Genomic DNA, 18,974 nt, shown 5'->3' on the forward strand with positions numbered 1-18,974 from the left:
GGCAGATCTTCCGCAGATCCCGATGCAGCCCCAACCGCATGACGTCAATCGCCAAAGCCGTCCTCACCCTAGAGCGGCAACGCTGAAGAAGCTCAGTGGAGAAGGCGCGACCTGGGGAGTCCGCCCATGCCTGCCCAGTGGAGCCGTGTCTTTCCCGGCCTCTCGGAAGAGGTGGCCCATGCTCGTCACTTCGCCGCCTCACGGTCGGGCGACCGCGGTCGCCGGCGACCGACGGGCACTGTGCCGCTGGACTCGCCGGCGTCCGTGACGCTCCTGAGCTGGACGCCGATCTGTCGTGGCTGGTCGCAGCGGGTCGGCGCGAGGACGGCTCGGGCGATGACTTCTGTGCAGCTCTTGAGGCCGACGGCCGCGCCGCCCGGGCTCGCTACAACGCGGAATATTCCGACGGCCTGAAGACCGCGACACACACCGCTCACCTCCTGCCCGCGCGCGAGGACCACGTCCGGTACCGCGCCGAGGCCGGTGTCCGCTTCGTGCGCCGCCTGCGGGCGACTCTGCGGTACCTGGCGCACGCCACGCTGCGCGACGGCCGTGAGCACACACGCGAGTTCGACACCTTCACCCTTGGCCTCCAGGTGCGGGCGGACGACGGCCAGGAGACCTACCTCGCCGTCCGGATCACCGGCTCCATTCCGCCGAACCTGACCGTGCTGATCCTGCGCAATGTCCCCGGCTGCGAGGCTGAGGGTTGGTATCCGGAGTACGCCCTGCCTGAGCGGGACCTGCTCCCGGCCGAACAGGCGTGGTCCAACCTCATGGACCCACGTGCAGCTGCCCAGGTACCGGACGAGGACCGGTAGCCAGGCGTCCGTCGGCGCGAACTGCAACCCCGATGTCGGGGTATGTATTCACGATCGTGGACAGTCGAGGCGCTTGGTCTCACGGCGATGTACATCCGGACATCAAAGAACCCCTCACGCGTTTCCGCAGGGAGAGGGTGTGTGCGCCCCCGGCAGGACTCGAACCTGCGGCCAAGCGCTTAGAAGGCGCCTGCTCTATCCACTGAGCTACGGGGGCCGGGTGGGGTGGCCCCGTGACCGGTGCCCTGGTGGGGGCGGTTCCGTGACGGTGCCGGGGTCAAGGATAGGGCTCCCGGTTCCTCGACCCTGTCGCTTCCCCTCCGTGGCTCGATGTGGAGGTTCGGTGAAGCGGTCCTGATAATCGCAGGCAGGTACGAATCGTGCACCGTTTTTGGCACTCCGCGCCACCGGGTGTTGTGTACTCGTTATGCCTCGGCTGTGCCTGTGTCCCAGTCGTCCCCTCCGTCCGATCTGTCCCGTCGGCACGCAGACATGTCTATATGCTTCAGAATTCCCTCAAAATTGGGCATTCTTCACATGTGGTGACCTTGGACGTACGGCCTCAGCTGCTCGACACACTCTCCGCTCTGCGCGACCGTGTCGCCGCCGCACGCTTTCCGCTGCCCCTGGCCGGGGCCCCACGCGCGCGTGCCAACCGCGACGAACTCCTCGCGCAGCTCGACGACTACCTCGTACCCCGGCTCCGGGAGCCCGAGGCGCCGCTGCTCGCCGTCGTCGGCGGCTCCACGGGCGCGGGGAAGTCGACGCTCGTCAACTCACTCGTCGGGCGGCGGGTGAGCGAGGCCGGCGTGCTGCGGCCGACCACCCGGACGCCGGTGCTGGTCTGCCATCCTGAGGACCATCACTGGTTCAGCGGCATGCGCGTGCTCCCCGACCTGACGCGCGTGTGGGTGCCCCACCAGGACCCCGGCGACGAATTCATGCCACCCGGTGAGGATCCCGGACGCGTACTGCGCGTGGAGTCCGCCGACTCGCTGCCCCGCGGGCTCGCCCTCCTCGACGCCCCCGACATCGACTCCCTGCTCGCCGACCACCGGGTCCTCGCCGCCGAACTGATCTGCGCGGCCGACATCTGGATCATGGTCACGACGGCCGCCCGCTACGCCGACGCCGTCCCCTGGCACCTGCTGCGCACCGCCAAGGAGTACGACGCCGCGCTCGTCACCGTCCTGGACCGGGTGCCCCACCAGGTCGTCTCCGAGGTGTCCCGGCAGTACGGCGCCCTGCTCACCAAGGCCGGCCTCGGTCACGTACCCCGCTTCACCGTGCCGGAGCTGCCCGAGTCGGCCTGGGGCGCCGGCCTGTTGCCCGCCACCGCCGTCGCGCCCCTGAAGAGCTGGCTCACCCAGCACGCGCAGGACGCCACCGCCCGGCAGCACGTCATGGCCCGTACCGCCTACGGCGTCCTCGACTCGCTCAAAGCCCGCATGCCCGAACTGGCCAGTGCCGCCGCCGCCCAGTACGCCGCGGCCCTCCGGCTCACCTCCGCCGTGGAGACCGCGTACGACCGCGAGCACGACCGGGTACGCGGCCGCCTCCAGACCGGTGCCGTACTCGCCGGAGACGCTCTCAAACGCTGGCGCGCCTACCCGCTGGACTGCACCGCCGGGGAACTCCTCGACGCCCTCGTGGAGAGCCTCGCGGCCCTGCTGCTCTGCGCCGTCACCGCCGCGGACGAACGCGTCGACGACGCCTGGCGGCGCGAACCGGCCGCGGCCGCCCCCGGCCTCACCGGCCGCGACGTGTCCCTGGAGAGCGCCGAGCACCGTATCGGCCTGGCGGTACGGCGCTGGCGGCGCGAGTTGGAGGAGTACGCCGAGGACGAGGTACGGGACCTGGACCGCACCGGCGTGCCGGACTCGGAGGGCGTCGCCGCCCTGGTCGCCACCGCGGTGCTGGGCGGGCGCCGGGCGCGCACCGCGGGAGAGGGACTCGCCGAACGGCTCGGCGCCCATGGCGCGCTGCGGCTGCGGGACCGCGCCGGCCGGCTGCTCGTCGAGCACGTCGACCGGGTCGTGCACGCGGAACGGGAGCGGCGCCTCGCCCCGCTCGACGCCCTGGACGTCCACCCCGAGCACCAGGCCGACCTCATCGCCGCGCTGTCGCTACTTCAGAAGGAGAGGTGACCGGTGACCGCCGTCACTGACCAGGACCACACCGAACACACCGACCGCATGAGCCGCCCCGATCACGGCAGCGACGGTGGCGGAACCCGGTCCCCGGAGCGCAGCGGTCGGGCCGGTACGGCCCCCACGGAGAACGCCACGACCACCGCGCGCGCCGACGGCCCCGCGAAGGGACACGCCCAGATGAGCACCGTGAGGGGACAGGCGAGCCGTGCGGAGGGGAGCCGTGGCGACGACGGCCCCGGCGGTGACCAGCGCCCCGTCGGACCCGGTCCCCGGCCCGCCGTCGTGAGCGCCCTCAGGGACGCCGCGAGCCAGGACACCGACGGGACGGGGGAGACCGCGGACCATGACGGTGACGACGAGGGCCAGGGTCACAGCCACGGTCACGCCCACGGTGACACCCACGATCACGGTCACGGTCCCGATGACAGCCAGGGGCACGGCCACAGTGACGCGGAGGACGACGGCAAGGGCAAGGACACGGGCAAGGAGACCCTCCGTGAGCCGCACGCGCGTGTGACGGGCGACGACGCCGACCGCGAGACCCCCGACCGCGAGACCCCGGATCGCGAGACCCCCGACCGTGAGCGGCCCGTGCGCGAAACCCGGGCCGCCGAGATCGCCGCCGTTCCCCGTCCGCACCTCCACCCGTCGAAGTCCCGCCCCACGGCGGAGGCCAAGCCGGCCACCGGCACCGGCACCGGCACCGGCAACGACCCCCGCGGCACGGACCGCGACCCCGGCGCGCACACCAGGAGCAGGCCGGAGACGAAGCCCGAGACGAAAGCGGAACCGAAGCCGGAGCCGGAGCCGAGGATCACGGCGGAGCCGAAGGCGAACGCGGACACGAAGGCCAAAGCGAAAACCGGCACCGGCGCCGGAGCGGCCACCGCAGCCGATGCGGAATCCCAGGAGGCATGGGACGACGGGCTCATCGCCCGGCGCGTCACCGAGGCCAACGCAGCCGCCCTCGCCGCTGAGCGCGCCTGCGCGATCGAGCCCGTGCACCGCGCGCCGGCCGCCCACATCCCGGCCCCGCTGGCCTACGACGGCCCGCTGCGCTCCCGGCTGGACGCCCTGCGCGAGCTCGTCGGGCTGTCCCGTACCCGTCTGGACAGCCACACCCTCGCCGAGGCGGGGCGGGTCCTGGACGAGGCCGCGGCCCGCCGCAAGCTGTCCGGTCGGCACACCGTCGTCGCCCTCGCCGGGGCCACCGGCAGCGGCAAGTCCCAGCTGTTCAACGCCCTCGCGGGGGTGCCGATCTCGGAGACCGGCGTACGGCGCCCCACCACCGCCGCGCCCATCGCGTGCAGCTGGAGCGACGGCGCGGCAGGACTCATCGACCGGCTCGGCATCCCCGGCCGGCTGCGCCGCAGGCCGCTGCACAGCCAGGACAGCGAGGCGCAGCTGCGCGGCCTGGTCCTGATCGACCTCCCCGACCACGACTCCGCGGCCGTACAGCACCGGGAACAGGTGGACAGGATCCTGCGGCTGGTGGACGCGGTGATCTGGGTCGTCGATCCCGAGAAGTACGCCGACGCCATCCTCCACGAACGCTACCTGCGGCCCATGGCGGGCCACGCGGAGGTCATGTTCATCGTCCTCAACCAGGTCGACCGGCTGCCCGGGGACGCCGCCGACCAGGTCTTGGACGACCTGCGGCGCCTGCTGGACGAGGACGGCATCGCGCTCGGCGAGTACGGCGAACCGGGCGCCACGGTCCTCGCACTGTCCGCTCTCACCGGTGAGGGCGTCGGTGATCTGCGCGAGTCGCTCGGCGAGTTCGTGGCCGAGCGCGGGGCGGCGGCCCGCCGGGTGGCGGCCGACCTGGACGCCGCCGCGGCCGAACTGCGGCCCGTCTACGCCACCGGACGGCGGGTCGGCCTGACCGAGGAGGCACGCGAGGAGTTCGCCGCGCGGCTCGCGGACGCGGTGGGCGCCACGGCGGCGGGCGAGGCCGCCGAACGCGCCTGGCTGCGCAACGCCAACCGTGCGTGCGGCACGCCGTGGCTGCGGCTGTGGCGCTGGTACCACGGTCGCGGCGAATCCACGACGGGCCGCATCACGGTGCGCTCCCAGGCGGACGAGGAGGCCACGGCCCGCCAGCGGGTGGAACAGGCGGTCCGTACGGTCTCCGAGCGCGCCTCTGCCGGGTTGCCCACGCCGTGGGCGCAGGCGGTGCGCGAGGCGGCCGTGCGTGGTTCCCAGGGACTGTCCGAGGCGCTGGACGAGCTGGCGGCGCGGGCCGGGCTCCCGCCGGGCCGGCCGCCGCGGCCGGGTTGGTGGCCGATGGCCGTGCTGGTCCAGGCGTCGATGACCTTGCTCCAGGTGGTGGGAGGCCTGTGGCTGGTGGGTCAGATCGCGGGCGTGATGGCGCCGAACCTCGGTGTGCCGGTGCTGTTGATGGTGTGCGGGATCGTCGGCGGGCCGCTGGTGGAGTGGGCGTGCCGGATGGCGGCCCGCGGCCCCGCGCGACGCTACGGCCAGGAAGCGGAACGCCGGCTGCGGGAAGCGGCGGCGAGCTGCGGCCGGGCCCGGGTGCTGGACCCGCTGGCGTCGGAGCTGCTGCGGTACCGGGAGGTGCGTGAGCAGTACGGCAGGGTCGCGCGGAGTGGCGCCGCGGTGGGGTGAGCGGGGCAGGGGGGAAGCACGGAACAAGGGGATGGCCACCCGTGTGGGTGGCGCGGTTCTCCACAGGTGGATGGTCGTCCACAGCGCTCGGCGGGCCCGGCCCGGCGGAGGCAGTCTGAGGTCACGGCGATCGCACGGCGGGTCCGGCGAAGACACGCGGGACGTACGGGCGGTCGGCGGGAGGTGCGGGCGCGTACGGCAGTCGTACGCGCCGGCACGGCAGACGCAGCCGTACGGGACGGGCCCGTACGCGTGCCCGCCCGGCCGGAAGGGGACGGGCGAGGGAGGGGAACGAGGAAATGAACGAGACCATCGTGTGCGTGGTGGGCAACGTGGCGACCCAGCCGGCGTACCGCGAACTGGCGGCGGGGCCGTCGGCGCGGTTCCGGCTGGCGGTGACCGCGCGCTACTGGGACCGGGAGAAGAACGCGTGGGCGGACGGCCACACCAACTTCTTCACCGTGTGGGCCAATCGGCAGCTGGCGGTCAACGTGGCCGCGTGCGTGGAGGTGGGCCAGCCCGTCGTCGTGCAGGGCCGGTTGAAGGTGCGCACGGAGCAGCGCGAAGGACAGCAGCAGTGGACGTCGGCCGACATCGACGCGGTGGCGATCGGCCACGACCTGTCCCGCGGTACGGCGCTCTTCCACCGCGCGGCCAAACCGGAGGCGCCTCCGACGGCGAACCGGCCGGAACCCGATTGGGAGACACCCCGGCCCGCCGTCGCCCAGGAGGACGAGAGCGCACGACGACCGAAGGAGGCGGTCGCGACGGTGACATGAGGACAGGTCACGCGCGGACGGCCCGACCGGGCGTCGGGGCGGTGTCGACCGGGGGCGCCGGGAGGGCGGCGGCGACCCGGCCGGGCGCGCCGTTCCGTGGAGCGCCGACTCAGGCGACGCGCACGGTGGACGCTGCCCCGACTCCCCGTACGAACCGGTTGATTTATCGATATGGCCAGCTCATCAACGGTCCTGGCGATAACGATTCCAGATCGGATCGGCCTTCGGATGATCCGACCGGCGGGCCGGGCTCCGCCTGATCCATAGGATGCCGGGCGTGCCCCTAGGGGCTGCCGATTCTGCTGGTGGGACCGTCCCCCACGTCCAACGGGTCCTGCTCGAAGGGGAATTCTGTGCTTGCTGCGCTCTCTGGGTTCTGCCGGTCCACCGGGGCGGCCCGCCTGGCCGCCGCCACCACGGTGTCCGGTCTCGCGGCAGCCGGCGTGCTGTCCGGCGCCGGTACGGCCATGGCCGAGGGGACCCCGCAGAGACAGGGCGGCGCCACCGCGACGATCAACGGCCTCAAGACGTACGGCGAGGCCGTGATCCACGGGACGGGCGGTGACCAGCGGGTGTCGGCGGGCCTGTTCGAGATGTCCGTGGACGGCGGCGGCACCTTGCAGACGTACTGCGTCGACCTCCACAACCCGACCCAGCGTGACGCCCCTTACCAGGAGACGTCCTGGAGCGGTACGTCGCTGGGCACCAACAGGGGCGCCGGCCGAATCCGTTGGATACTCCAGCACTCCTACCCCCAGGTCAACGACCTCGCCGCGCTCGCCCGGCGGGCCGGCACGAGAGGACTGACCGAGCAGGACGCGGCAGCCGGCACCCAGGTGGCCATCTGGCGCTACTCGGACGGCGCCAAGGTCGACGCCGTCGACCCGCGGGCCGAGAAGCTCGCCGACTACCTGGAGAGGAGCGCCCGCGACAGCGCCGAACCGCAGGCGTCGCTGACCGTGGACCCGCCCGCGGTCTCCGGCAGGCCCGGCGGCCTGCTCGGACCGGTGACCGTGCACACGAACGCGGGCGCCGTCACGGTGAGCCCGCCGGCGACCGCCGCCGCCGACGGGGTGAGGATCACCGACAAGACCGGCAAGGTGGTCACCTCCGCGAAGGACGGCAGCCGGCTCTACTTCGACGTGCCCGAGGACGCGGCGGACGGCACGGCCGAGCTGACCGTGCTGGCGTCGACCACTGTGCCGGTGGGCCGCGCCTTCGCCTCCGAGAGCCGCAGCCAGACCCAGATCCTGGCGGGCTCCAGCGAGTCCACGGTGGCGGCGGCCGTGACCGCCACCTGGGCCGCCGAGGGCGCCATACCGGCGATCTCCGCCCACAAGAACTGCGCCGGGCGCGGCCTGGACATCAGCGTCGCCGACAAGGGCGACCAGCCGTTCACCTTCGAGCTGATGGGCGCCGAGCACACCATCCCGGCGGGCTCCTCCCGCACCGTGACCGTCCCGCTCCAGGAGGACCAGGCCTATGACTTCACGGTCACCGGCCCCCATGGCTTCAGCCACCGCTTCACCGGGGTCCTGGACTGCCGCACCCAGGGGGCGGTCACCACGGAGACGACCCAGCTGCGCAGCGAGCCCAGCCCCGCCACGGTGGGCGCCGTCACCGCGGACACCACCGACCTGGCCGCGACGGGCGGCTCGGCGATCACCCCGCTGATCGCGGGCGTGGCCATCGGCTTCGTGGTGATAGGCGGCGCCGTGCTGGTGGTGCTGCGCCGGAAGGAGACGTCCCCCGACGCGTGACGGCGCCGCACGGATCGGGGATCTGTTCGTCACCGAGCCGGGTGTCGAGGCGGGCACTGGGTTCTCGACCGCGCACCGCAGGCACTGCGGGTTCCCCGTGGGCGGCGGCCTGCTCAGCGCGACCCCGGCCGGGCTCCGCACGGGCAGCGTGGCGCAGTCGCTCTCCCGGTTCCGCCGCACGGCCCCGTTCCGGCCGCCGACCCGGAGCGCGCGGCCGCAGGTCCCTCGTCTGACGGAGGGGCTGGGGGTCAGCCCAGGGTGACGACCATCTTGCCGAGGGCTTCTCCGGCCTCCATGGCCCGGTGGGCTTCCACGATCTCGTCGAACCGGAAGACCCGGGTGGGACGGCCCCGGAGGACACCGAGGTCGACCTTGGCGTAGATCTCGTTCAACGGTACGTCGGTGAGCGGGAACGCGGGGGTGCCCAGGACGAAGGCGCTGCCGAAGAAGCTGAGTCGGACTCCACTGGGGAGATCGGCGATCGGGTCGAAGTCCCGCACAGGCTCGAATCCGCCCAGGAAGCCGAGCTGGCAGACCTGGCCGCGTGGCCGGACCAGGGCCAGCGAGTCACGCAGGGTGCTGTTGCCGACGACGTCGAACACCGCGTCGACGCTGATCCCCCGTTCCGAGACCTGGTCGGCGAGCGCGCCGTCGTCGATGAGCACGTCGGCGGCCCCGAGCTCCTTCAGCAGTGGCGCTCGCCGCGGATCCCGAGTCGTGGCGAGCACGGTCGCGCCGTGGTCGACCGCGAGGTTGACGGCGGCTTGGCCGAGCGAGGAACCGCGCCTACCGGCCGCAGACCAACGGCAAGGTCGAACGCTTCAACCGCACCCTGCTCGACGAATGGGCCTATCTGCGGCCCTACACCAGCAACACCGAACGCACCGCAGCCCTGGCAGACTTCCTGCACACCTACAACCACCACCGCTGCCACACCGCACTCGGCGGCCAGCCACCCATCACCCGCGTCAACAACCCTGCGGGTCAATACACCTAGATCACCGCACCGCTCTCCTGGAGCGGATGTCGCAGTTCGAATCCTGCCGGCGGCACAGCGAGAAGGGCCAGCTCAGGAGAGGTTTCCTCCTAGGCGGGCCCTTCGGCGCTTCAGACGCCGTGCTACACGCGTGGTCGCCGAGCGCGGCCTGCACCCGCTCGGCTCCTCCCGAAGCCGCGAATCTCTTGCCGGACCTATTTCTCGGGGCTTCCAGCAGACCGAGCACCGACGGCACCAGCAACCTCCACGAGCGACACGAGCGGACGAACCACGCCCATCTCTCCTGCCGCCAGTCGGAGTTCATGCCCACCCAAATCGAACCAAACGATTACATTCGGAAAGCGGAATGGCGTCTCAGTTCAGTCTCTTCCCCATGCGCGCTGAAAACCTCTCTGTGTCCTTCGTGTGCCACCACTCGAACAGGTGAGTGCGCACAAGGAACCCGAGGTAATCCAGGGACTCTTCGGAGAGGTCTCCGCTCACCAGACTTGCTTCATGGCCTTGGTAGTCAAGTGAGACTTCCCAGAGCTGACCTGAGACGCTGACCTGGATTTTGAGAAGCAATTCAGGGAAGACGGATGACACCTTCACTTCAAGGACTTCAAGAGAGGTTCCGCCTCCCTCGCTCTGCAGTCCTGAAAGCTTTTGAGTGAGTGCTTCCCTTACTTGGTCTGGGGTGGCCATATAGATCCTCTCAGCACTTCGCCTCTGCGCTCGCTGAAGCTGCAGCTACGGCCGGGGTTGTGTACTCTACCGTGGCCGTAATGATTCCCTGAGGTGTCAGGCCGCCCGGCATCCCTCCAAGGGAGCCCTTGTTGACGACCACTTTGAAGTTTTTCCTCGGCGGCTTCGGGGAGCAGCCGGTGCCCACCTTGTACCGGTAGTACACCCCTGGTGTCCTCTCGTAGCCGTTGAAGAGTGTGTCGCTGATCTTGTTCTTGAAGCTGGTGCTCAGCGTCCGCGCTCAACTATGTGCTTGTAGCCCCAAGTTTTCGTTCCGCAGCGTAAGGGCATCTTTCCTGGGCCGATCCAGAAGGTGTAGGCGACCTTTGAGTAGTGCTGCGACTTGCAGGGGTCTGACGCGCTCGCTGTGGATGCTGAGGGCATCTTGGCGGATGCGTTCGCGGGCGTAGGTGCGGTGAGCAGGATAGCGGCTCCTGCTGCCGCGATGAACGTCGCGGTGGACTTTCGGAAATGCGTAGCGCGCACGTTTCCCCTTTTCGGTGCCGGATGCTTCTGTATGACTTCTGTGAGCTTATTTATGCTCTCCTTCTGAGAGTTGTAGTGGCAAGGAATTTCTGCGTGATTATGCTCACGGTCCGGAGTGGAATCGATACGCTCAGTTATCCATCTTCTGTAGAATGCCCGGTATAGTTGCAGTAACCTCGATCGTTCATAAGTCCTCGTCGGCGGGACTCTTCATCTTTGTGGTGCGGCTTTTTCTGTGCCAAAGCACGCGGAGAGTCCGCTGTCTCGTCGGGTGGGTGCCGGGTTGGACTTCGCCGGTGCGGTGCTGGGTGTTGCCGTGGTTGGTCTTCCTGAGCAACGGGCCTGACTCAAGCAAGATCACCAGAAACACCAGGAACGCCGACGGCGATGACGGCAACGCTGACGGCAACGAGCGCGGACGACGCCAGCACCCGGCAGCTTGTCGCGGAAGTGGCACGGATGTGCTGGGCCACGCCTCTGGGGCGTGCCCGCATCTTCTAAGCGCCGGGCCACGGTGTGGTGACGCGTAGGCGCCCGTGCCAGATCGTGCGGGGAACCGCGGGGAACGGTGGGGACCAGGTCGGTCGGTCAGTCAGGCCCCGTAGTCGCTCCACCGCAGGTCAGCCCAGCAGCCACCCGGAAAAGACTCAAGCTTCCCAAGCTGATGGCTCAGGTCGTGTGATTACGGGCCGGCCGCCGCGGCTTCTCTGATTGGCAATCGCTGCGTGGCTGAGGCCGGTGGGGGTGCAGCGAGGCACACGCGCGCCTGATCGGTCGGTGGACCCGCCATCGTGGTGAACTGTCGTCGGCTGAGGTACAGGCCCCGCGTTTTTCCGGGCACCGTTCAGGGCGATGATGAGAAGCCGGTGGACTGGTCGAGGTAGAACACAGAGCCCGGAGCCGTGGGAGTCCACCCCTTGCGCAGGGCAAGCCGAACAGCCGCAGCGACACCGGACGGCAGTACAGGCTCAGCCTCACGGCCAACCCAGTTGCTCGGATGCGGCTGGTCGGTAGTGACTACGAGCGTCCTGCCCGGGTTCTCCGCATGCTCGACCGCGAACGTGCAGGGCGACCAAGCCAGTGCCCGGGAGTACGTCGGCCTGCCTCGCAGCCGCCAGCGGTAAGCCGTACCGTCGACAACGATCCGTCGTGACCCTTTGCGGGCCAGCGCCATGACACCTCCTCCGACAGCAATGATGCTAGCGAGCCCGGCTCCACCGTCCGTCTCAGTTTCCGGCTCATTCGGTGCCGTTCGCGGCCGGTCACGAGACCGGAGGCGGCAGCCGCTTAGACGGCCGACCGCGTATGGACCCAGGTGAACGGCCTCGTACGACGCTCACGGCCCCACCGACAGACTTGGAAAGCGTGCACATCGAGGAGATGCGCTGGGTGTACTGACCGCGTGCGCGTGGGGCCCCACCGTGCCGCCTACCATGCGCCCTCCCCTACGTCTGCACGGTCACGCACGCTGGTTGCCGACAACAGGTGAGCTCGGCTACCGGGGGTGGACGGTGAGGGAGTGGAAGCAAGGGAAGTGCGGTTGGCCAACGGCGGCCGGCGGCCGCTGTCAGAACAAGACAGTGAAGGGCACATCGCGCTGCCGCCTTCACCAAGGTGACTGGACGAAGCGCGGCCAAGCCGAGCTGAAGAAGAGGGCGAGCAAGCGCCGCAAGAAGTGAGCCGGAGCCGCGGGGGTGAGTGTCTAACTGCGTGACAACGCCGACGCACACCGGCGGACGAGCGCGAATCTCTGTGGACCATCAACGCAGCTGAGACGCGCAGTAGTCCAAGGCGGCACCCCCGCCCAAGTTGCTTCGGGGACGAAGAGGTCATCGCCGAATGCCACACTGCCACGCTTCAGCCGCCGCGCGGCTGCTCTGACGGACGTCGTCGAGCAGCGTGGCTGAGGGCGCTGGGGGCGGCTGAGGTTCGTGTCACAGGCGTGTCAGCCAATCGCCGAGCGCCGAGAAGTCGGCGTCTGTGAGTCCTTGAGCCGGGTCGACGCGATGAAGCAGGGACGGCCCAGGATGTTGGGCATCGACCCACGAGCGGTCCATGGCGCTGATTTCGTCGTCGACCCAGATGAACGGTCGACCGTCGGCCCACTCGACCAAGGGGCGAGTCTTCCAGTGCAGGCCGCGAGGTCCGTCATCGGCGCTGGCGTCCGGCCACTCCACCACGGGCAGCTTCGGCAGTCCCAGGCGTGGAGCGACGGCCTCGTTCGCATCCTCCATCCACGTCGTGGCCCACACGATATGGCAGCCCAGGGTCAGGAGGCGCGATCCGACTCCGGGATCAAGCCGATCAAGCAGCGGGTTCCCCTGCTCGACAGACATCGAGGAGCCGTACGACGCCCCGAACGGGATGAGTGGGCCGTCGACGTCTAGGAAGAGGATGGGGCGCTCCGCTGCGCTGGACACAGCGGCACGATAGCCCGGCGCGATGGCGGCGCGGACTCTGCTTCTGGGCCGCCCCTGGGACGTGCGAGGGTGCCCGAGGCCACTCAACAGCGACCCGACAGTGACAGACGAGCTATAGCCAGCCCCACCGGGACCCCAGGTCAGAGCCCCCGGAGCCGACGGGTTACCACCCAAGGCTGGCGGTCAGGCAAGATGGGGTGTATCTGCCCACTGCCAGTTTCAAGCTGCCGGACGGTTTCTCTTGGCTGAGTTCATTTACACCATGCGCAAGGCGCGCAAAGCGCACGGCGACAAGGTGATCCTCGACGACGTCACCCTGAGCTTCCTGCCGGGGGCGAAGATCGGCGTCGTCGGTCCGAACGGCGCCGGCAAGTCGACCGTGCTGAAGATCATGGCGGGCCTCGAGCAGCCGTCGAACGGTGACGCGTTCCTGTCGCCCGGCTACACCGTGGGCATCCTGCTCCAGGAGCCTCCGCTGAACGAGGAGAAGACCGTTCTGGAGAACGTCCAGGAGGGTGTCGCCGAGGTCAAGGGCAAGCTGGACCGGTTCAACGAGATCGCCGAGCTGATGGCGACCGACTACTCGGACGCGCTGCTCGACGAGATGGGCAAGCTCCAGGAGGAGCTGGACCACGCCAACGCCTGGGACCTCGACGCCCAGCTCGAGCAGGCCATGGACGCGCTGGGCTGCCCGCCCGGCGACTGGCAGGTGGAGAACCTCTCCGGTGGTGAGAAGCGCCGCGTCGCGCTCTGCAAGCTGCTGCTGGAGGCGCCCGACCTGCTGCTCCTCGACGAGCCCACCAACCACCTCGACGCCGAGTCGGTGAACTGGCTGGAGCAGCACCTGGCCAAGTACCCGGGCACCGTGGTCGCCGTGACCCACGACCGGTACTTCCTGGACAACGTCGCCGGGTGGATCTGCGAGGTGGACCGCGGTCGCCTGCACGGTTACGAGGGCAACTACTCCAAGTACCTGGAGACCAAGGCCACCCGTCTGAAGGTCGAGGGGCAGAAGGACGCCAAGCGGCAGAAGCGCCTCAAGGACGAGCTGGAGTGGGTCCGCTCCAACGCCAAGGGACGGCAGGCCAAGTCCAAGGCGCGTCTGGCCCGGTACGAGGAGATGGCCGCCGAGGCCGACAAGATGCGGAAGCTGGACTTCGAGGAGATCCAGATCCCGCCGGGTCCCCGCCTGGGCAACGTCGTCGTCGAGGTGAACAACCTCAGCAAGGCCTTCGGTGACAAGGTCCTCATCGACGACCTCTCCTTCACGCTGCCGCGCAACGGCATCGTCGGGGTCATCGGACCGAACGGCGCCGGCAAGACGACCCTGTTCAAGATGATCCAGGGCTTCGAGGAGCCGGACTCCGGCTCCATCAAGGTCGGCGACACCGTCAAGATCTCCTACGTCGACCAGAGCCGCGCCAACATCGACCCCAAGAAGACGCTGTGGGCCGTCGTCTCCGACGAGCTGGACTACATCAACGTCGGCCAGGTCGAGATGCCGTCGCGCGCGTACGTCTCCGCCTTCGGGTTCAAGGGGCCGGACCAGCAGAAGCCGGCCGGGGTGCTCTCCGGCGGTGAACGCAACCGGCTGAACCTCGCGCTCACCCTCAAGCAGGGCGGCAACCTGCTGCTCCTCGACGAGCCGACCAACGACCTGGACGTCGAGACGCTCTCCAGTCTGGAGAACGCGCTGCTGGAGTTCCCCGGCTGCGCCGTGGTCGTCTCCCACGACCGGTGGTTCCTGGACCGGGTCGCCACGCACATCCTCGCCTACGAGGGCGAGTCCAAGTGGTTCTGGTTCGAGGGCAACTTCGAGTCGTACGAGAAGAACAAGGTCGAGCGGCTCGGCGCCGACGCCGCCCGTCCGCACCGTGCCACCTACAAGAAGCTGACCCGGGGCTGATCGGTCTTGCGCCACATCTACCGCTGCCCGCTGCGCTGGGCGGACATGGACGCGTATGGCCACGTCAACAACGTGGTCTTCCTCCGCTACCTGGAGGAGGCGCGCATCGACTTCCTGTTCCGCCCGGACAAGGACTTCAAGCAGGGGTCCGTGGTGGCGCGCCACGAGATCGACTACAAACGGCAGCTCGTCCACCGGCACGAGCCGGTCGTCATCGAGCTGTGGATCACGGAGATCAGGGCCGCGTCCTTCACCCTCGCCTACGAGGTGAAGGACGGGGACCTGGTGTACGTGCGGGCCTCGACGGTCATCGTGCCGTTCGACTTCGAGGGCCAGCGTCCGCGGCGGATCACCGCGGAGGAGCGTGAGTTCCTCCGGGAGTACATGGACGCGCCCGAGGGCGCCAAGGCCGAGGGGGAGGCCGTCGCCGCATGACGGTGCTGCACCTGGCCGACGAGACGGAGGCCGCGGACCTCGCGGCCTTCCTCTCCCGGCTGCTCCACTACGACCGTGGGGCGGCGGTGCGTCTCCAAGCGGCCGGCACGGCGCTCGCCGTCTTCGGCCGGCCGCCGTCCTTCGAGGTGCTGGCGGTCCGCGCGGTGCGGCTGGCCAAGCCGTACGAGCACGGGCTCGACGTCGCCCTCGACGTGACCGTGTCCGCCGGTGAGTTCCTGGAGTCCGTGGACGAGCGGGCGGCCACCGCCACCGTCCCGGGCGCCGTCACGGGACCGCCGTGGGCGGGTGTGCTGCCGCCGCGGGCCGGCTGGCGTCCCGAGCCGGGACTGCCCGCACCGGACGCGCTGCGCGCCGCGGTCGCCGCCGCGGTGGCCGAGTTCCGGTCGCGTACGGAGGAGCTGGGGCCGCAGGGGCGTACCCGCGCGGAGCTGGACCGGATCGGGCGGGACATCTGGTCCCGGTTGATCGACGGCACCCGGCTGCCGGTGCGGGCCGTGCACGCGGCCCAGTCCCTGGGCTTCCTGCGGCCGGGGACCGGGCCCGGGGAGATCGGGCTGCTCTCGTCGGGGACGTGGCTGCGGCTGCGCACCCCGTACGGGTCCGTCGCCGTCCGGCGGACCGGGCGGGAGACCTTCGGGCTCAGCGTCAGCTGAGCCGCGCGGGTCCCCGTCACCCGGGTCACACCGGTGGGCAGGGATCAGTCGGGGGTATTCACCATCGACGCGGCGGCGTACGTCAGGTAGTTCCACAGCGTCCGCTCGTGCTCCTCGGACAGGCCCAGCTCGTCGACGGCCGTCCGCATGTGCCGCAGCCAGGCGTCGTGCGCGGCCCGGTCCACGGTGAACGGGGCGTGCCGCATCCGCAGCCGGGGGTGGCCGCGGTTCGCGCTGTACGTCGTGGGGCCGCCCCAGTACTGCATCAAGAACAGGACCAGCCGCTCCTCGGCCGGCCCGAGGTCCTCCTCCGGGTACATCGGCCGCAGGACCGGGTCCCCGGCGACTCCCTCGTAGAACCGGTGGACGAGCCGGCGGAAGGTGTCCTCGCCGCCGACCTGCTCGTAGAAGGTCTGCTCCTGGAGCGAGCCGTGCCGAATCTCGGTCACGTTCGATTGCCTCACATCTGTGTGCCGGTCCGCCCCTGCGCCCGTTCGGCCGGGGCGGTCCGGGGACCGCCCCCGGGATTGCCGTACCCGTCCATCGTCTCAGACCCGGTGACCCGCCGGCCAAGACCAGGACCGGCCCCGCCCTCCGCGCCCCTACTGTGGAGACATGGGCGCCTACGACACGGAGACCGAGAGCCTCGCCGCCGAGGCGCGGGCCGCGCTGGTGCGGGAGATCGACGCGGACGGGGCCTGGGCCGGGGACCCGGTGTGGCGGGAGGCGTTCGCGCGGGTGCCGCGGCACCTCTTCGTGCCGTACTACTACGTCGCCGGGCCCGGTGGTTACGAGCGCCGCTGGGGCGAGGGCGGCGACCGGCAGGCCAGGCGGCGCTGGGTGCGCGGCGCCTACGCGGACGCCCCGCTCGTCACCCGGCTGCGCGACGGCGAGCTGCTCTCCTCCAGCAGCCAGCCCTCGCTCATGGCGCAGATGCTGGTCGCGCTGCGCGTCGAGGACGGCGACCGGGTGCTGGAGGTGGGCGCCGGCACCGGCTACAACGCGGCCCTGCTCGCCTATCGGCTCGGCGACGACGCCCTGCTCACCACCGTCGACCTGGAGCCGGAGATCACCGAGTCGGCCCGGCAGCACCTCGCGGCGGCGGGCTTCCACCCGTCGGTGGTGACCGGCGACGGCGCGCGCGGGGTGCCCGAACGCGCCCCCTTCGACCGGATCATCGCCACCTGCGAGCTGCCGACCGTCCCGCGCCCCTGGCTCGCCCAGTGCCGTCCCGGCGCCCGCGTCCTCACCCCGCTGGCCACCGGACTGCTGGCCCTCACGGTGCGCGACCCGGGCCACGCCGAGGGCCGCTTCCTGTCCACGGCCGCGTACTTCGTACCGCTGCGCGGCGAGGGGCGGGCGGACCCGGATGGGGTGTCCCTGGCGGGGCTGCCGGGCCGGGCCCGTACGGAGGACCTGTTCCGCTTCCTGCTCGGGCTGACCCGGAACAGCCTCGACCCGCGCGAGGCCTACGCGCTGTGGGAGCGCGAGGGCCGGCCCGAGCGCGGACGGTACGGCGTCACGGTCGCCGACGGGCGTGCCTGGGCGTGGCTGGACGAACCGGAGGGGCCGTACCTGTGGCCCCTGCCGTGACCGTCCTCAGCCGCGGTGGACTGTGATCGACGTCCAGGCGCCCACGTGCACCCGGTCGCCGTCCTGGAGCGGCACCGGCACGAACGGCTGGATCGGCTCCTCCGACATGTTGACCGTGGTGCCGTTCGTCGAGTTCTGGTCGACGACCGCCCAGCTGCCGTCCGGCTGCTGCACCAGCATGGCGTGCTGGTGGGAGACGCCCGGGTCCTCCGGCGGCACCGACAGGTCGATGTCGGGGGTGTCGCCGGTGGAGTGCCGACGGCGACCGATGGTGACCTGGTTGCCGGTGAGCGTGCGGCGCTGCTCCGGCGAGTACGCGGGCAGGTTCAGGCCCGCGGCCTCGGGACCGGAGCGCTGCATCATCGCCATGAAGTACTCGCGGTCCGGGCCTATGGTCGCCGTCCAGGTGGCCGGCTGGTGCTGCTGCTGCGGCTGGTGCGGTGCCTGGGGTGCCTGCGGGAAGCCGCCGGGGCCGGACGGGGCCTGGGTGGCGCCGGGCTGCGGGTAGCCGTAGCCGCCGGGGCCCTGGCCGGGGCCGGACGGTCCGGGGGTCGACGGCGGGGGCAACGTCCAGTCGTCGTCACCGGTCCGGGTCCGGCCGCCCTCGCGCGGGAAGGCGGGCGGCGCGGGGGCGCCGGCCTGCTGGTACGCCTGCGGGGCGGCACCGGGGCCGGGGCCCTGGGGACCCTGCCCCTGACCCTGACCACCGCCGAACCCTGAGGGGCCACCGGGCCCCTGTCCCTGGCCCTGTCCTTGGCCGTGACCGTGGTGCTGACCGCCGCCGAACCCGGACGGCCCGCCACCGGGACCCTGACCCCGATCCTGACCGCCACCGAACCCGGACGGTCCTCCGCCGGGCCCCTGACCCTGACCCTGGCCCTGGGGCCCCTGGCCCCGGGGGCCGCCGAAGGGAGGTCGGCCGGACTGGTCCGGGGAACCGCTGAACGGAGGTCGGCCGGACTGGTCCGGCGTGCTCGGGAAGGGGGATCGGCCGGACTGGTCCGGGGTGCCCGGGAAGGGCGGCGGGGAGCCGGGCCGGCGCTGGCCGCCGGGGGCGAAGGGGGGCGCGCCGGCGGGGCCGGGGCCGGTCGGCGGACCGGCGGGGCGCCGCTCGCCGGCGAACGGCGTGGGACCCGACGGCTCGCTGGTGAAGGACGGGATCGGTTCGGCGGGCCGGTTGATCTGCGAGGGCCGGGAGCCCTGGTAGTCGAACCCGTCGTCGCCGCCGTACGTCGGGCTCGGCGGCTGGAACCGGGGCTGCGGCGAGGGCGAGCGCGGGGCGGCCGGGGTGTACGAGGTGGCCGTGTTGGTCAGGAAGTTCCAGCGGCACTCCTCGCAGAACGGCGCGCCGCCCTCACGGGGCGTGCGGCACTGCGGGCACAGCTCCGGCTCGGCGGCGGGCCCGGCGTGCGGGCGTCCGGCGCCGGTGCGGCCGCCGGGACCGGCCGGGCCGGCGGGCGGCGGGAAGCCGTAGCCGCCGGCGGGCGGCGGGGGCGGGGGTACGGCACCGGCCATGCGGTGACCGCAGACCTCGCACCAGTCGTCGGAACCCGACTGGTGTCCGTTCGGGCAGGTCGGCATGTCGGTGCTTCCCCTTCT

14 protein-coding genes, 1 tRNA gene and 3 pseudogenes are annotated in these 18,974 nt (G+C 71.0%); 11 read left to right on the plus strand and 7 right to left on the minus strand.

The window, feature by feature from the left end; all coding sequences use genetic code 11:
• Together ACIQVT_RS05405 and ACIQVT_RS05410 are read left to right on the plus strand one after the other, a co-directional pair.
• Window positions 1–86 (plus strand): annotated as a pseudogene (locus ACIQVT_RS05405) (IS5/IS1182 family transposase); the annotation flags it as partial.
• 408 nt (window positions 87–494) lie between these two features.
• On the plus strand, window positions 495–821 hold the full coding sequence (locus ACIQVT_RS05410) for a hypothetical protein (protein WP_403747987.1): 327 nt from the start codon (window positions 495–497) through the stop codon (window positions 819–821).
• Window positions 822–965: 144 nt separating this feature from the next.
• Here the strand turns inward: ACIQVT_RS05410 and ACIQVT_RS05415 are convergent.
• Window positions 966–1,038: transfer RNA gene (locus tag ACIQVT_RS05415), tRNA-Arg, on the minus strand.
• A gap of 322 nt (window positions 1,039–1,360) precedes the next feature.
• On the opposite strand from ACIQVT_RS05415, the gene ACIQVT_RS05420 reads away from it, so the two are divergent.
• The 4 genes from ACIQVT_RS05420 (at window position 1,361) to ACIQVT_RS05435 (ending at window position 8,141) form a co-directional block, all read left to right on the plus strand.
• Window positions 1,361–2,968, plus strand: a complete 1,608-nt coding sequence (locus ACIQVT_RS05420; RefSeq protein WP_403747989.1) for a dynamin family protein — start codon at window positions 1,361–1,363, stop codon at window positions 2,966–2,968.
• Between the two features lie 3 nt (window positions 2,969–2,971).
• A complete protein-coding gene (locus tag ACIQVT_RS05425; RefSeq protein ID WP_403747991.1) occupies window positions 2,972–5,602 on the plus strand; it encodes a GTPase in 2,631 nt (876 codons plus the stop codon).
• 299 nt (window positions 5,603–5,901) lie between these two features.
• A complete protein-coding gene (locus tag ACIQVT_RS05430; protein WP_403747993.1) occupies window positions 5,902–6,381 on the plus strand; it encodes a single-stranded DNA-binding protein in 480 nt (159 codons plus the stop codon).
• Between the two features lie 401 nt (window positions 6,382–6,782).
• Window positions 6,783–8,141 carry a TQXA domain-containing protein gene (locus tag ACIQVT_RS05435; RefSeq protein WP_403749668.1) on the plus strand — a complete coding sequence of 453 codons (1,359 nt, stop codon included), beginning with the start codon at window positions 6,783–6,785 and terminating at the stop codon, window positions 8,139–8,141.
• Between the two features lie 16 nt (window positions 8,142–8,157).
• On the opposite strand, the pseudogene ACIQVT_RS05440 reads toward ACIQVT_RS05435, so the two are convergent.
• Window positions 8,158–8,357, minus strand: a pseudogene (locus tag ACIQVT_RS05440) (cellulose-binding protein); the annotation flags it as partial.
• A gap of 32 nt (window positions 8,358–8,389) precedes the next feature.
• Complete coding sequence (locus ACIQVT_RS05445) at window positions 8,390–8,869, minus strand: zinc-binding dehydrogenase (protein ID WP_403747996.1); 480 nt, start codon at window positions 8,867–8,869, stop codon at window positions 8,390–8,392.
• 47 nt (window positions 8,870–8,916) lie between these two features.
• Between ACIQVT_RS05445 and ACIQVT_RS05450 the strand changes: the two are divergent.
• Window positions 8,917–9,138, plus strand: a pseudogene (locus ACIQVT_RS05450) (integrase core domain-containing protein); the annotation flags it as partial.
• 354 nt (window positions 9,139–9,492) lie between these two features.
• Here ACIQVT_RS05450 and ACIQVT_RS05455 read toward each other — a convergent pair.
• On the minus strand, window positions 9,493–9,822 hold the full coding sequence (locus ACIQVT_RS05455) for a hypothetical protein (RefSeq protein WP_403747998.1): 330 nt from the start codon (window positions 9,820–9,822) through the stop codon (window positions 9,493–9,495).
• Between the two features lie 2,459 nt (window positions 9,823–12,281).
• Window positions 12,282–12,767 carry an HAD domain-containing protein gene (locus ACIQVT_RS05460; RefSeq protein WP_403748001.1) on the minus strand — a complete coding sequence of 162 codons (486 nt, stop codon included), beginning with the start codon at window positions 12,765–12,767 and terminating at the stop codon, window positions 12,282–12,284.
• 241 nt (window positions 12,768–13,008) lie between these two features.
• Here ACIQVT_RS05460 and ettA point away from each other — a divergent pair, with 241 nt between their 5' ends.
• Genes ettA through ACIQVT_RS05475 form a run of 3 tightly spaced genes read left to right on the plus strand, consistent with a single transcriptional unit; the run spans window position 13,009 to window position 15,782 of the window.
• Entirely contained in the window at window positions 13,009–14,673 is a 1,665-nt protein-coding gene (gene ettA, locus ACIQVT_RS05465) for an energy-dependent translational throttle protein EttA (protein WP_403748003.1), read from the plus strand.
• A gap of 6 nt (window positions 14,674–14,679) precedes the next feature.
• The gene (locus ACIQVT_RS05470) at window positions 14,680–15,108 is read left to right on the plus strand and encodes an acyl-CoA thioesterase (RefSeq protein ID WP_403748006.1); all 429 of its coding nucleotides are present in this window, start codon (window positions 14,680–14,682) and stop codon (window positions 15,106–15,108) included.
• Window positions 15,105–15,782, plus strand: coding sequence for a hypothetical protein (locus tag ACIQVT_RS05475; protein WP_403748009.1), 678 nt, complete (start codon window positions 15,105–15,107; stop codon window positions 15,780–15,782). Before ACIQVT_RS05470 ends, ACIQVT_RS05475 begins: the two co-directional genes overlap by 4 nt.
• 44 nt (window positions 15,783–15,826) lie before the next feature.
• On the opposite strand, the gene ACIQVT_RS05480 is transcribed toward ACIQVT_RS05475, so the two are convergent.
• Entirely contained in the window at window positions 15,827–16,231 is a 405-nt protein-coding gene (locus ACIQVT_RS05480; RefSeq protein WP_403748012.1) for a globin, read from the minus strand.
• Between the two features lie 166 nt (window positions 16,232–16,397).
• Between ACIQVT_RS05480 and ACIQVT_RS05485 the strand changes: the two genes are divergently transcribed.
• Complete coding sequence (locus tag ACIQVT_RS05485) at window positions 16,398–17,375, plus strand: methyltransferase domain-containing protein (protein WP_403748015.1); 978 nt, start codon at window positions 16,398–16,400, stop codon at window positions 17,373–17,375.
• Between the two features lie 6 nt (window positions 17,376–17,381).
• On the opposite strand, the gene ACIQVT_RS05490 is transcribed toward ACIQVT_RS05485, so the two are convergent.
• Window positions 17,382–18,956, minus strand: coding sequence for an FHA domain-containing protein (locus tag ACIQVT_RS05490; protein WP_403748017.1), 1,575 nt, complete (start codon window positions 18,954–18,956; stop codon window positions 17,382–17,384).
• Between the last annotated feature and the right edge of the window lie 18 nt (window positions 18,957–18,974).

Origin of the sequence: Streptomyces sp. NPDC100445 (assembly GCF_044759735.1) — a bacterium.
Lineage (GTDB): Bacteria > Actinomycetota > Actinomycetes > Streptomycetales > Streptomycetaceae > Streptomyces.